This is a genomic window from Campylobacter sp. RM19073 (assembly GCF_024723495.1).
Classification (GTDB): Bacteria; Campylobacterota; Campylobacteria; order Campylobacterales; family Campylobacteraceae; genus Campylobacter; species Campylobacter porcelli.
Window position 1 is genome coordinate 1 of the sequence record NZ_JANQCT010000026.1, and the last position, 14,118, is coordinate 14,118.

The window sequence follows — 14,118 nt, forward strand, 5'->3', positions numbered from 1 at the left end:
GCGACCAAAGTTTGGCACTTTGGAAACGCACTGAAGCCCCACTTCGTGGGGTTCCCCTTATTTGCTTCAAATTCGTTTTAAAAATCCGTGGCGTAAGCCACTCATTGAAAGGCTTTTACAAAATTTTCGCAACAAAAAACTCGAAGGAGTTTTTGGCGAAAATTTTGATTAAAAAGTAGTAGCAAGATTTTAAAAGTTTTAATCGCTTCTAGCAATTGCCAAAATACAAATTGTATTATCCTAGAAATTATTAGGATTTAATCACGCATTTTGCCACTTTTGCCACTCATCGCTCTCGTCAATTTCATTGCCGATCATCTCATATCTATTATAATAATATTTCACAAAATTCGCAACTTCGGCATCATTTGGCAGGTAAATTTCTCCATCAAAATATGCGAATTTAGCCAAAAATTCACTAGCATCTATCTTTTTGGTATAGTAACTCGCTAAATCGATATAATTTTCCAAAGTTAAGCTTTTGAATTTCTCATAACTTTGCTGATTAAAGCTTAAATTTAATCTCTTTCCATCAAATCCAAGCACCCCAGTCCTAAATAACAGCGTCAAATGTATCAAACCCTCACAATAATATGCCCTAGTCTCAACCACCTTTTGCCACGCTATTAACCCTACACTTCGCTTAATAAGCTCAGCAAAAACAGGCAAAATGAGCTCATTTTTTTCATGTAAAAAGAAATTAACTAGCCCACCCGTTGTAGCCTTATACTCTTCTATAAATTTAAATTCCCCACCAATATTCATCAAATTTTCGCTATCACTATCCATAAATAATATATGCCCAAACTCATGCCCGATTGTGGAAATTTCATAAACTTGCTTCCAAATTTTCTCATTATTAAACAAAATTTCACGACCATAATCTAAAAATTCTTTATCAAAAATCTCACTTGCTAACTTCATAAAAGGCTTAGCCTTAGAGCTTTGATAGACAAAATCCACAAAAGCAAAAATCTTCTTACCACACTCGCCACTTACTATCTCATCATTTGGAACCACTTGAGCCGAAAAAAGCCCATTAAATTCCGCTCCATAATAGAGCATAGGAGCGCATATATAAAGCTGAGTTTTATCGATATTAGAATGGACTAAACTAGCCATATTTGAGTTTTTAGGCTCTATTTGAGAGTAAATTTGATCAAAGCTATCTTTTATATTGTTTTTCAATTTATTCTCATCAATATCGCTTTGAGAGCTTAATCTTATATCCCACTCCAAGGCTACAGCGTGCGTGTAAGCATCTTCATAATACTCTAGCGGATGACCGATCTGTATAGCTGAGCGAGTTTGCATCCAGGCTCTTTCTGCGTCTTGCCATTTTGATATGACTTTATCATTATCTCTCTCATTAAACGCAGATTTTAAGGCTTCAAGGTAGATTATATATGCCTTATCTTGATTAGATTTTGCTAAAGGCTTTAATGAATTTATAGTGTTTTCAAATTCACTCACAACCGCCTCGCACTCACTAGCAAAGGCTGTGATATATGGTACCATTTTATACTTGCTACCATCTTTTACGACCGCTCCATAAACCCTATCGCATTTTAATCCATCGCTACTAAGCTGATACAAAGCATTATCACCTATAAATTTCATAGCTTGAGCGATGGTTGGAAACTTAAGCCCAAACTCCTCATTTATACCATCTATTATATGACTTTGCCATACTTTTTGCATATTTGTAATGGCTATACCAATTCTATGCACACCCCACAAAAGCTCCATCTCAAATTCGCTTAAAAGCTCATCTTGGCTTATAAGATTTAGCATTTTTGTAAATCTATCTATATAAAATTTACTCACATAATCATATAAATTTGAGTTAATTTCCTTGATTTTTTCTTTGCTTAAATTTAACTTTTTTAGCTCATTTTCGACAGATGAAGCTCTAAGAGAGACTATTCTATCTGTTATGGCTGTTTTGGCTTGGCTATTATTTGGTAAATTTGCTATATTTAAGCCTTGTAAGATTATAGGATTATCCATATCTTTATAGAGCTGATTTAGCTCATTTTTAAAGGATTTTGATAACTCATTTAACTTTTGGTATTTCATATTTTGCCTTATATTTTATTTTAAAATGAAAATTATATCTATTTTAAAAAAACAAAATATCTACAAAGCAAAAATCCACTAATAGTATATATCATACCAGCTACGCATTGAGCTAGATAGATATCTATACCATATACCCTATAACTCATATATAAAAATAGCAAATTTAAACAATACGCAAATCCCATAGATATGGCAAATTTAATCGCTTTAAGTGGCGAATTTTTGGTTTTGAAAGTAAATTTGCTATTTAAAATGTATGATAAGCAAACCCCAATCACATAACCCAAAAAATTTGCCATCTCAGCAATAAAGCCAAAATATGTTAAGGCAAGGACGCTCCCAAGCCCAACAAAAGTATTTACCACTCCAACTAAACCATAAATGATAATATCTCTCATTTTATAGATATACTTTGTATATTATGATGATTAGCTACTGCTTGATTTATCCAGTGGTTTAAATCCTCTTGCAAATTGCCAAAATCTATAAATTTTTTCGATTTATAAATTAATTTTTTATGTATTATAAAATCGCTTTTGCCAGCTATTTTTTGAGCGATAATCTCTTGATTTATCGCCTTTTGGCTCAAATATGTCTTATAGCTATGATAGCTAACAAATATTACGCTACAAATAAATAAAGAAAAGCTTATAAGGCTAATTATTTTGCTATATTCGTTATACAACTCTTTAAATATTAAAATGATAATAGCCATCAAAACAATATCTCTTACTACGCTAGTTCGTTTTGGCACACCTTCTATAAGCCCAAACAGCACAACTCCCATAAAGATCCAAAGCAAAAATAGAGCGATAAAAATATAGTAAAATTTATCTTTTATAGCTAAATTTCTCATCATCAATAACAAAATAGCAAAGACCAAAGCAGCACAAATATGCTTTGCAAAAATAGCCGCAACGCCAGTTAATAAAATAGCTATAATCCAGCGATATGATTTAAATTTAATCTGATTTTTAAATATATAAAATATAGAAAAAGAGATAAGAAAAATCACAAATATATCAGAATAATTATGATCTAATGCTTGATTTATAGTAATAATTTTATCTAAAAATGATAGGTCAAAAAACTCACCCAAACTCATAAAATTCGCAATCTCTGCTCGTTTATTGCTCCCTGGTGATAAAAATAGAGTTATCCAGCCAACCACAAAACCAAAAAATCCCCAAATTTGCCAAAATGGCAAAGATGTTTTATGATATTTTGCGTAAATAAAGCTAATAGTAGTTGCAAAAATAATCATAACTCCTATAAATTCACTCGCCATACCAGCTAAAAATGCTAAAAATCCAAAACCCAACCAAATAAAATTTACAAATACGCTATGACTACTCTTTTGAGTATGATTATAAATTTGATCCCAAAATAATCGATAAGGGAGGCAAAATATAAAAATCAAAGTAACTCCCCATAGGTAATTTGCACTTCCAGCACCCCATAAAAATATCGAGCCAAAATATCCAAAAAGCCCTAAAATTGCAAACCACAAAGCAAGTAAAACTATATCTGCTTTATCTCTTATAACCCTTCCAAAACACAGCAAAAATCCCAAAAATAAAAAAGCCGTCCCAATAATCGCATTAATAATATCAAAAATAGGACTAAAGGCAAATTTCGCAAAATACCCAGAAAATAATATTTCTCCAATTCTGCCATTCCATTCAAAATAAGTTGACAAAAAATTGCCATTTAAAGCACTTTGATATAGCGTATAATCATCAGCTTGTGCTGGATAGAGCAAATTTAAGAAAAGCAAAATAGCAAACAAAACGCCAAAAATGGATAAATTTAAATATTTAATTTTTAAATTCATTTCTATCCTTTAAAATATAGTTTGGGCGATTTTTCACCTGCTCATAAATCCTAGCTATATACTCTCCAATTATCCCCAAAACAATCAAAATAATACCGCTAAAAAATATAATCACACACATCAAAGATGGATAACCTCTAACGGCATTTCCATATATCAAAGTATCAAAAATCAAAATAATCATATAGATAAAAGCACCAAAACAGCCCCAAACCCTAAAATAAAAGCTAGTCTAAGTGGCATTGTAGAAAAGCTAATCAACCCTTCAATCCCATATTTAAAAAGCTTCCAAAAGCTCCATCCACTACTTCCAGCATTTCTGGGGATATACTCATATTCTAAATAAATTTTAGAAAATCCAACCCACTCAAAAATCGCCTTAGAAAACCGGTGATATTCGCTAAGTTGTAATATCGCATCTACTACTTCTTTACTCATCAAGCGAAAATCCCTAACCCCACTTTTAAGAGAAATTTCGCTCATAAAACGGCTGATTTTATAAAAACATATCGCTAAAAATAGCCCTAAGCTTACTCTCGCCTTTTCTATCTATCCGTCTGACACATATCATATCTATATTTTGTGTTATAAAATTTTGATACATTTTAGGGATTAGCTCCACTGGATTTTATAAGTCTGTATCAATCAAAATAGTAGCCTTAGCACTGCTATTTTGAAGTCCAGCTAAAATAGCAGCCTCTTTGCCAAAATTTCTTGAAAAATTTAAAATTTTAATTCTATTATCTTTTAAAGCTAAATTTCTTAAAATTTTTAAAGTATTATCAGTGCTACCATCATTGATAAATATAAATTCGCAACTAATTTGTTTGGAATTTTGCTTATTAATAATAGCAATTTGATTTAAAATTTGCAAGTAAAAATCATCTAAATTTAAACTCTCATTGTAGAAAGGCACTACAAAAGATAGATCTAGTAATACCCCACCCCAAGCAATTATTTTTCACTATTTTCTCCTAAATTTCAAATTCTCATTTAATCTAAATTTAAAAATCAAAAAGCTCTGATAAAAAGCTCTCTTTTTTCTTCTTGCGATAGCTGCTATGATAGCCATCATCATAGTATATTCTCTCATCTTTGCGTGGTTCATACTCTTTTTTACCGCTAAAATACTCATTTTGCCTAGAATTTGGCATTGATCTTTCAATAATCTTATCAAGCTCTCCACGATCTAGCCACACGCCACGGCATTTTGGACAATAATCAATCTCCACTCCACTTCTTTCACTCATCACTAAATCCACATTTTTACATACCGGGCATACCATTATTTATCCTTTTGATTAAATTTAAGTAATTAACCAAAAATATTAATAGCAAATTTCAAAAAGTTACACAAAAAGCAAAAAAATCAACTTAATAAAAAAAATTTATAAAAAAAAGTGTATAAAAAGAAAAAATTTGATAAACTTAGCATATTTGGCTCAAGGGAGAAGATGATAGAGAAATTTTCAAAAATTGGCTTTGTTTTAGCGATGGCTGGAAGTGCCGTTGGGCTAGGAAATGCGTGGAAATTCCCCACAATGGTAGGAAATAATGGCGGTTCGGCATTTATCTTGCTATACATTATCCTTACTCTTGGAGTGGCTGTCGTGGTCTTTTTGGCTGAGCTTGCTATTGGTAGATTAGGTGGTACTGATATTGTAAATTCGCTCACAAAGCTAGCACCTAAGCATAAACGAGCTTGGGGATTTGCTGGATTTTTTATGCTAACTGCGATTTTAATAGCGTCATTTTATATGATTGTTATCGGATGGATTTTAAGATACATATTTTTATCTTTTGATACTCTACCACAAAGCACTCAAGAGGCCGCTAATGCCTTTGGCGCACTTATTAAAAACGATTTTTTAAATGTATTTGTATGCTTTAGTATTGTGTTTTTAATCGTATTTTATGTGGTTTCTAAAGGGATTAAAAGTGGCATTGAAAAGCTAAATATATGGATGATGCCATCACTTTTTATACTTCTTGTGGGACTTTTGCTCTATGCGATCTTTGCTAGTGGCAACTTTACTAAGGCTTTAAATTTTATTTTTATTCCAGATTTTAGTAAGCTTTTAAATCCTCAGTTAATATTACAAGCCTTAGGATTAGCATTTTTCTCCATGTCAATGGGCGTTGGGACGGTGGCTACATATGCAGCTAGTTTGCCAGATGGGGCAAATTTGATTAAATCCACTCTCTCAATTATCTTTATTAATATCTTAATTGGCATTATGATGGGGCTTGTAGTATTCTCATTTATCCCTATTATTGATGGTCAGCCAGCTAGCGATGGACCTGGATTAATCTTTATATCACTTGCATCTTTATTTGCTCAAATGGGAATTATAGGAAATATACTTGCAATTGCCTTTTTTGCCTCGCTACTTTTTGCAGGTATTACCTCAGCTGTATCTATGATAGAGCCATTTACTCTATATTTGATACATAAATTTAATATCAGTAGAAACAACGCTATAGCTATAATTGGTATATTTGTATATCTTTTAGGTATATTTTGTATTTTATCATATTACGAAGTTACAAGTAACTATTTTAGCATTCCAGCATTAGCTATAAATAATGAAAAGCCAGTAGCATTTTTTGATATATTAGACTTACTAACTTCAAATATTTTAATGCCACTTGGTGCTTTGACATTTAGTATTTTTGTTGGTTACATTCTTAAAAAGGAAGGATTATTTACTCTATTTTCAGGATTTATGTCTAGACAATGGTTTGAGATTTGGTATTTTACACTCCGCTATGTTGCTCCGCTTGTGATTTTGCTAATTGGAGCTTATCAAATTATAAGTAAAATTTAAAAAAGGAAAGATATGGCAAAAAAATTTATTGATGTTATGGATACTACTTTTAGAGATGGTTTTCAGTCTGTATTTGGTGCAAGAGTCTTGATGGATGACTTTTTACCAGCAGTAAGTGCTGCTAAAGAAGCTGGTATAAATCACTTTGAATTTGGCGGTGGAGCTAGATTTCAAAGCTTATATTTTTATCTAAACGAAGATGCCTTTACAATGATGGATAAATTTAGAGAAGTCGCTGGAAAAGACGCTAATCTACAAACTCTATCTCGTGGCGTAAATACCGTAACACTAGATACTGGAAGTCGTGAGCTAGTAGATCTTCACGCAAAACTCTTTGCCAAGCATGGGACAACCACAATTCGCAACTTTGATGCCCTAAATGATGTTAAGAATTTAGAATATAGCGCTCAAAGAATCAAACATCACGGACTAAAGCACGAAGTTGTAGTAACAATGATGGATCTACCGCCAAACTGCGTTGGTGCTCATGATGCTAAGTTTTACGAAAAATGCTTAAGAAAAATTTTAGATAGCGGAATTGAATTTGATAGCGTCTGCTTTAAAGATGCAAGCGGGACAAGTAGCCCTGAAAAGGTATATCAAACTATCAAAATGGCTAGAAATCTACTAGGCGATGATATCCATCTTAGACTTCATACTCACGAAACTGCTGGGGTAAGTATCGCTTGTTATTTAGCTGCACTTGAAGCTGGTGCTGATGGTATAGATTTAGCCGCTTCTCCAGTAAGCGGTGGAACAAGTCAGCCTGATATTCTTACAATGCTTCACGCTGTAAAAGGTAAAAACTACGATCTAGGCGGATTGGAAGTTGATAAAATTTTAAAATATGAAGAAGTCTTACATGAGTGTTTAAAAGATTATTTTATGCCACCTGAAGCTACTCAAGTTAGCCCATTAATACCATTTTCTCCTATGCCTGGCGGTGCACTTACAGCTAATACTCAAATGATGAGAGATAACAATATCTTAGATAAATTCCCAGCTGTGATAAAAGCTATGAGAGAGGTTGTAGAAAAAGGCGGATATGGCACGAGCGTAACCCCTGTTAGCCAATTTTACTTCCAACAAGCATTTAATAATGTAATATTTGGCCCTTGGAAAAAGATAGCAGAAGGCTATGGTAAGATGGTTTTAGGCTATTTTGGTAAAACCCCAGTTACTCCAGATAGCCACATTGTAGAACTTGCTGCTAAACAATTAAATTTAGAGCCTACCACCGCTACAGCAATTGATATTGCCGATAAAGATGAGACAAAATCTATAGCCTATACAAAATCACTATTAGAAAAAGAGGGCTTAGAGGCAACAGAAGAAAATATCTTTATAGCCGCTGCATGTAAGGAAAAAGGCATAGCCTACCTAAAAGGCGAAGGTAAAGTAATGGTACGCAAAAATAGCGATATGCCAAAAGCTACTACAAAATCTAGCTCAAATCAATTTAGCGTAACGGTAAATGGTAATAACTACAATGTAGAAGTTGCAGATGGATTTAATAATTTTAGTATCAAATCCATAACTCCAGCTAAGCCTAGCGAACATAAAGAGAGCAAATCTGAGCCAAAAATAGTAAGCTCAACAGGTGCTTCAAATGAGATTATAGCTACTATGTCAGCTGGTGTGTTTAAAATTCTAGTAAATACAGGAGATAGCGTCCAATCAGGTCAAACTGTAGTAATCCTAGAAGCGATGAAAATGGAAATTCCTATCAAGGCTGAATGCGATGGCGAAATAGAAGAAATACTCATATCTCAAGGTCAAACCGTAGAAGATGGCCAACTCCTAATCAAACTAAAATAGTATTAAAGCTGCCAAAGCTGGCGGCTTTTATTAAATTATAAAATTTATTATCAAAAATTCTAAAATAAAACCAAAAATTAAGCTAAAAAATAATAAAATAAATCAAATTTTAATTTTGTAAAAAAGGTAAAAATATGATAAAGGATTTAGATAAGCTAGGGTTAAATAATATCAAAGAGATCTATCATAATCTAAGCTATGATGAGCTTTTTGCTCATGAAAAAGCTAACAATGAAGGCTATATCACAGACAACGGAACCTTTAGCGTAGATACTGGAATTTTCACAGGTCGCAGTCCTAAAGATAAATATTTTGTTAATCAAGACCCAAGCAATAAATATCTAGCATGGGGAAAAGTCAATCAACCTATGACAAAAGAGACATTTGATAAACTCCTTGCCAAAGCAAAATCCCAACTAAGCGGTAAAAATATCTATATCCAAGATGCCTACTGTGGCTCTAGCTTAGCAAGTCGCAAAAGTGTAAGATTTGTAACTGAAGTAGCGTGGCAAGCACACTTTGTCAAAAATATGTTTATCCGCCCTAGCGAATCTGAACTAGCTAACTTTACCCCTGATTTTGTAGTATATAATGCTTGTAAATGCGTTAATGATGAGTATAAAAAAGATGGATTGAACTCAGAAGTTTTTGTAATCTTTAACATAGAAGAAAATATCGCTGTAATAGGCGGCACTTGGTATGGTGGCGAGATGAAAAAGGGGATATTTTCTATGATGAATTATTGGCTACCACTAGAAAATAAGCTATCTATGCACTGCTCTGCAAATGTCGGCAAAGATGGTGATACGGCTCTATTTTTTGGCTTAAGTGGCACTGGTAAAACTACACTTTCAACAGACCCAAATAGAGCATTAATAGGCGATGACGAGCATGGCTGGGATGATGAGGGCGTGTTTAACTTTGAAGGTGGTTGCTATGCAAAATGTATAAATTTAGACCCAAAAAATGAACCTGAAATTTACGCTGCTATTAAGCGTGATGCTCTACTAGAAAATGTCTGCATAGATAAAAATGGGGTAGTAGATTATAGCGATGATTCAAAAACTGAAAATACCCGTGTAAGTTATCCAATCGAGCATATTCCAAATCACGAACCAACCCTAAAAGCTGGCCATCCAAAAAATATAATCTTCCTTACAGCCGATGCTTTTGGCATACTACCTCCAGTTTCAAAACTCACAAAAGAGCAAGCAATGTATTATTTCTTAAGTGGATATACAGCTAAGGTAGCTGGTACTGAGCGTGGTATCACAGAGCCACAAGCGACCTTTTCAGCGTGTTTTGGAGAGCCATTTATGCCACTTCACCCTACCGTTTATGCAAGACTTCTTGGTGAAAAGATAGATAAACACAATGTAAATGTATATCTAGTAAATACCGGCTGGAGCGGTGGTGCGTATGGCGTTGGTAAAAGAATGAGCATTAAGGCTACTAGAGCTTGTATAAACGCTATTTTAGATGGTAGTATCGAGCAATGCGAGTTTGAAAATTTCGATAAATTCAATCTTGCGATCCCAAAATCCCTTGATGGAGTGGAAACAAATCTATTAAACCCTATTAATACTTGGTCTAATAAAGATGAATATATCGTAAGCAGAGATAATCTAGCTAATATGTTTATCAACAATTTTAAACGCTATGAAGATGTCGCAGAGGGTGTGCAATTTTCTAAAGCTGGTCCAGCAATCTAATCTTTCGCCTTTGTAATGGGCGAATTCTACCACTATCTCAATACTTTATTAAGGATTTTTTATGCAAAAAATGTGGCAAGGTAGATTTAACGAAGCTAGTAGTGAGCTTTTAGAGGCTTTTAATGCTTCGATTGAATTTGATAAGGAGCTATACATTCAAGATATAAATGGCTCAAAAGCACACGCAAAAATGCTAGCTAAATGCAATATCATTGATGATGAAACCGCCAAAAAGATACTAAATGGACTAGAGCAAATAAAATCCGAAATAGAAAATGGAGAATTTAAATTTTCTATCGCTGATGAAGATATTCATATGGCGATTGAAAAAAGGCTTAGCCAAATTATTGGGGCTGAATTTGGCGGTAAGCTCCACACCGCAAGAAGTAGAAATGACCAAGTAGCACTTGATTTTAGGCTATTTGCACTTGGGGCGAATATGGAAATTGCTAAATTAATTTTAGATCTTATCAAAACACTTAGCCAAATTGCCAAAGAGCATAAATCAACGCTGATGCCAGGATTTACTCACTTACAACACGCTCAGCCAGTTAGCCTTGCATATCATTTACTAGCTTATGCTTTTATGTTTAGCAGGGATTATGATAGGTTAATTAATAGCCATAAACGAAATAATCTTAGCCCACTTGGCTCATGTGCTATGGCTGGCACGCCCCATCCAATCGATCGTGAGATGGTCGCAAGGGAGCTTGGATTTAGCGGTATTACGCCTAATGCTATGGATAGCGTTAGTGATAGGGATTTTGCTCTTGAGCTACTTTTTAATATTAGCTTGATCTTTACCCATACATCAAGGCTATGCGAAGAGCTGATTTTATGGAGTAGTAGTGAATTTGGATATATCACAATTAGCGATAGATTTAGCACAGGCTCAAGCATAATGCCACAGAAAAAAAACCCAGATGTAGCCGAGCTAATCAGAGGTAAAACAGGCCGTGCCTACGGTAATCTAATCTCACTATTAACCACGATGAAATCCCTGCCCTTAGCCTATAATAAAGATATGCAAGAGGATAAAGAGTGCCTATTTGATAGTGTAAAAAGTGCTAAAAACTCTCTAATCATTCTCAATGCAATGATGGCTGAGATTAAATTTAATAAAGAAAATATGCTAAAAGCGTGTAAAACAGGGCATTTAAGTGCTACTGATTTAGCTGATTATCTAGTCAAACAAAAGCAAATTCCATTTCGTCAAGCACATTTTATAACTGGCAAATGCGTGGCATTAGCTGAGAGCTTAGGCAAGGATTTAAGCGAATTAAATTTAGAAGAATTACAAAGCATAGAGCCTAGCATTGACTCTGATGCCTTGGGGCTACTAAAGCTAGAAAGCTCCAAAGAAGCTAGAAAATCTATCGGTGGCACTAGCGATTATAGTGTAAATATCCAGCTTGAGTTGATTGATAAATTTATCAAATCCAATGATATTGAGCGTTAATTCGCTCGATATTTTAAATTTAATTTTTCATAATCATTCATCTATTTATCACTAAACTGCTTATAGCAAATCTTAAAAATTATATTAAATTTACCCTATTTAAATTTATCAATCTCATCTTGTATTATTTGATTTAGCTTAAGTAACTCTTCATAATTTTCTCGATTTTTCTCTAAAAGTTCATCGAATTTAAAACCAAGCATAACAATGCGGTATAAATTTGGTTTATGCTTTCTCCAATTATACAAAGTGCTAACATCAATATCCAACTCATATGCCATATCGCGTTTGCTCTTTTTTGCCATTTTTTGCCTTAAATTTTTTTAACTCAATTAGGATTTTACATTAAAAAATCTTTATTAAAAACACTAGAAATATTCAATTATTTACTAATAATATATCTAATATTTCAAGATTATTTAAGATATATTATGGAATAATTCGATACATTTTTATTAAGGAGATTTTATGGATTTTAATTCAGTTCTTTTAATCATTCAAGATAAGCTCCCAAAAGATGGTGCGTCTTCTGTAATATTAAAAGATAAATTTGAAAGCTTAAGTCAAGATAAACAAAAAGATTTTATCTCTAAACTTTCACAGATAAAATTAAAAAGCCCAGCTTTTGTATTTTGGGTGGGGAGCTTTTTGCTTGGCAATCTTGGTGTAGGACGCTTTATGATTGGCGATAAGATACTTGGTTTTATCCGCTTAGGATTGACAATTTTAAGTATTTATCTAGATCTTTCATCTTACAATACAGAATTTCTTACATCTATAGTTATTATTATTAACTGGATTTGGTGGATTGTGGATCTATTTTTAGTAGGGAAAAAGCTTCGCAAACAAAATTTCGAAAAGATTATAAATCTTATGCAGTGATTGCGATTTAAGGAGATAAAAATGAGTGAAAAATACGCACCTTTTGAAGTAGAGCCTACCTTACTTTATGAGAAAGATACCTATCAAATTGTTGCAGGAGAAGCATATACAAATGAAGATGAAAAATTTTGTATTGGTTTAAAATCAAATGGTTTTCCAACCAACTCTTATCTCATATTTCCTCCACAACTTAACCTAGATTTATTAAGAAATCTATTAGGTCAAAATGGAGCCAAAAATGATGAAATCATAAAATATATCAAAATAATAATGGAGTAAAATGAAAAACATTTTATTAAGTTTAATGATAATTTTATTATTTTCTGGGTGCTTTACTAATAAACCAAAATGTAATGATGAAAGCGTTAAGAGCGTGTTAAAGGAAATTTTGGATAGTGATGAGTGGATTTATGTGGAATATGGTTTAAATGAGCAGTCTTTAAGAGCATTATTAATAAGATCTGGAGGTATGGGGCTTAGAGAACTAGAAGCCGCATCTACCACCGAGATGCTTGGGGTTTTCTATTTTAAACCGATACTTGATATAAAAGAATATGCTAATGAAGTCGTTTATACTAATTTTAGTGATTTTATTACAGAAGATAGCGATAGCAAAGATTCTACTTATTGCAAAGCAACACTAACAATTACATATCCACAAATGCCAGAAGAAATGTTTAAACGATACAAAAATGGTGTATTAGAAGGAGCTTTGTTTAAAGGTGGTGATGTCGAAAAAACCATACAATATAGTGCTAGATATACTGATGATGGCAAGAAAATTTATGTAGAGTTATTTTAAAGATTTTAGGTCTTTAATAAATAACTCAATTTTATAGAAATTATAATGAATTATAATATCTTTCTTTTAAGCGTTCAAGATAAAGTAGATAAAGAGGATTTATCTACTTTAAAACTAAAATTTGAAAACCTACAAAACAAGGAAAAAGTATTATCAGACTTGATTCTTTTGCCACTTCAAGATCCTATAAAACCTCTAATTGCTAGCATTATATGTGGCACATTCTTGCTTTGGTGGCTAGCTATTGATAGATTTATGATAAAAGATTATGCCTTAGGAGCATTACGCACAATTTTATCCATATTATCTTGCGTGTTGTTTTTTTATCTCACTAGATCTATCTATTGATTATTATGATTATATTATCATTGATTTTTTACTAGTAACTGCTACTGTATTTTTACTTTTTTCTATTGCTTGGTGGGTAGTTGATCTATTTTTAGTCTATAAAAAGGTTAAAAAACAAAATTATAATAAAATTATAAAATTTATCTAATTGTGTTTAAATAGCACTATTAGAGCTCCCATTATATTTACCATAATAATGCAAATTTACCTATCTTTTAGACTAAATAAGAGCTAAAAAATATCAATTTTATCTATATATTTTAGCTCTATTTTTAGCCACTATAATCCAAATTTTAATTGATATTTTTAAATTTTATAACTATTTTGTGATATTTATTATATTTAAATCAAGA

16 protein-coding genes are annotated in these 14,118 nt (G+C 32.6%); 8 read left to right on the plus strand and 8 right to left on the minus strand.

The features are described from left to right. Positions 1 to 261: 261 nt before the first annotated feature. The 7 genes from ciaB to CSUIS19073_RS07310 form a co-directional block, all read right to left on the minus strand. Complete coding sequence (gene ciaB, locus CSUIS19073_RS07280) at positions 262 to 2,079, minus strand: invasion protein CiaB (RefSeq protein ID WP_086237685.1); 1,818 nt, start codon at positions 2,077 to 2,079, stop codon at positions 262 to 264. 38 nt (positions 2,080 to 2,117) lie between these two features. Next, complete coding sequence (locus tag CSUIS19073_RS07285; RefSeq protein ID WP_086237684.1) at positions 2,118 to 2,480, minus strand: GtrA family protein; 363 nt, start codon at positions 2,478 to 2,480, stop codon at positions 2,118 to 2,120. Beyond that, a complete protein-coding gene (locus CSUIS19073_RS07290) occupies positions 2,477 to 3,916 on the minus strand; it encodes a DUF6056 family protein (RefSeq protein WP_086237683.1) in 1,440 nt (479 codons plus the stop codon). Before CSUIS19073_RS07290 ends, CSUIS19073_RS07285 begins: the two co-directional genes overlap by 4 nt. After that, positions 3,900 to 4,100 carry a hypothetical protein gene (locus CSUIS19073_RS07295; RefSeq protein ID WP_180379405.1) on the minus strand — a complete coding sequence of 67 codons (201 nt, stop codon included), beginning with the start codon at positions 4,098 to 4,100 and terminating at the stop codon, positions 3,900 to 3,902. The genes CSUIS19073_RS07290 and CSUIS19073_RS07295 overlap by 17 nt, the downstream gene beginning before the upstream one ends. Next, positions 4,097 to 4,399, minus strand: a complete 303-nt coding sequence (locus CSUIS19073_RS07300) for a hypothetical protein (protein ID WP_180379404.1) — start codon at positions 4,397 to 4,399, stop codon at positions 4,097 to 4,099. Before CSUIS19073_RS07300 ends, CSUIS19073_RS07295 begins: the two co-directional genes overlap by 4 nt. A gap of 145 nt (positions 4,400 to 4,544) precedes the next feature. Continuing rightward, entirely contained in the window at positions 4,545 to 4,832 is a 288-nt protein-coding gene (locus CSUIS19073_RS07305; RefSeq protein ID WP_180379403.1) for a glycosyltransferase, read from the minus strand. A gap of 88 nt (positions 4,833 to 4,920) precedes the next feature. Then, entirely contained in the window at positions 4,921 to 5,202 is a 282-nt protein-coding gene (locus CSUIS19073_RS07310) for a TFIIB-type zinc ribbon-containing protein (protein WP_086237681.1), read from the minus strand. 168 nt (positions 5,203 to 5,370) lie between these two features. On the opposite strand from CSUIS19073_RS07310, the gene CSUIS19073_RS07315 reads away from it, so the two are divergent. From CSUIS19073_RS07315 to argH, 4 genes are all read left to right on the plus strand, one after another. Further along, positions 5,371 to 6,744: a sodium-dependent transporter gene (locus CSUIS19073_RS07315; protein ID WP_086237680.1), complete on the plus strand. Its 1,374-nt coding sequence runs from the start codon at positions 5,371 to 5,373 to the stop codon at positions 6,742 to 6,744. Positions 6,745 to 6,756: 12 nt separating this feature from the next. Continuing rightward, the gene (locus CSUIS19073_RS07320; protein WP_086242577.1) at positions 6,757 to 8,562 is read left to right on the plus strand and encodes a biotin/lipoyl-containing protein; all 1,806 of its coding nucleotides are present in this window, start codon (positions 6,757 to 6,759) and stop codon (positions 8,560 to 8,562) included. A gap of 137 nt (positions 8,563 to 8,699) precedes the next feature. Beyond that, positions 8,700 to 10,274 carry a phosphoenolpyruvate carboxykinase (ATP) gene (gene pckA, locus CSUIS19073_RS07325; RefSeq protein WP_086242579.1) on the plus strand — a complete coding sequence of 525 codons (1,575 nt, stop codon included), beginning with the start codon at positions 8,700 to 8,702 and terminating at the stop codon, positions 10,272 to 10,274. Positions 10,275 to 10,335: 61 nt separating this feature from the next. After that, on the plus strand, positions 10,336 to 11,733 hold the full coding sequence (gene argH, locus CSUIS19073_RS07330) for an argininosuccinate lyase (RefSeq protein WP_086242576.1): 1,398 nt from the start codon (positions 10,336 to 10,338) through the stop codon (positions 11,731 to 11,733). 95 nt (positions 11,734 to 11,828) lie between these two features. On the opposite strand, the gene CSUIS19073_RS07335 is transcribed toward argH, so the two are convergent. Further along, complete coding sequence (locus tag CSUIS19073_RS07335) at positions 11,829 to 12,038, minus strand: transcriptional regulator (RefSeq protein WP_086237677.1); 210 nt, start codon at positions 12,036 to 12,038, stop codon at positions 11,829 to 11,831. Positions 12,039 to 12,201: 163 nt separating this feature from the next. Between CSUIS19073_RS07335 and CSUIS19073_RS07340 the strand changes: the two genes are divergently transcribed. The 4 genes from CSUIS19073_RS07340 to CSUIS19073_RS07355 are packed head-to-tail and all read left to right on the plus strand — an operon-like array spanning position 12,202 to position 13,765. Further along, on the plus strand, positions 12,202 to 12,615 hold the full coding sequence (locus CSUIS19073_RS07340; protein WP_086242575.1) for a hypothetical protein: 414 nt from the start codon (positions 12,202 to 12,204) through the stop codon (positions 12,613 to 12,615). A gap of 21 nt (positions 12,616 to 12,636) precedes the next feature. Beyond that, the gene (locus tag CSUIS19073_RS07345; RefSeq protein ID WP_086242574.1) at positions 12,637 to 12,894 is read left to right on the plus strand and encodes a hypothetical protein; all 258 of its coding nucleotides are present in this window, start codon (positions 12,637 to 12,639) and stop codon (positions 12,892 to 12,894) included. A gap of 1 nt (position 12,895) precedes the next feature. Further along, positions 12,896 to 13,417 (plus strand): hypothetical protein, encoded by a 522-nt coding sequence (locus CSUIS19073_RS07350; RefSeq protein ID WP_086242573.1) that lies wholly within the window; start codon positions 12,896 to 12,898, stop codon positions 13,415 to 13,417. A 45-nt stretch (positions 13,418 to 13,462) separates the two neighbouring features. Then, on the plus strand, positions 13,463 to 13,765 hold the full coding sequence (locus CSUIS19073_RS07355) for a hypothetical protein (protein ID WP_236845310.1): 303 nt from the start codon (positions 13,463 to 13,465) through the stop codon (positions 13,763 to 13,765). Positions 13,766 to 14,118 lie beyond the last annotated feature (353 nt).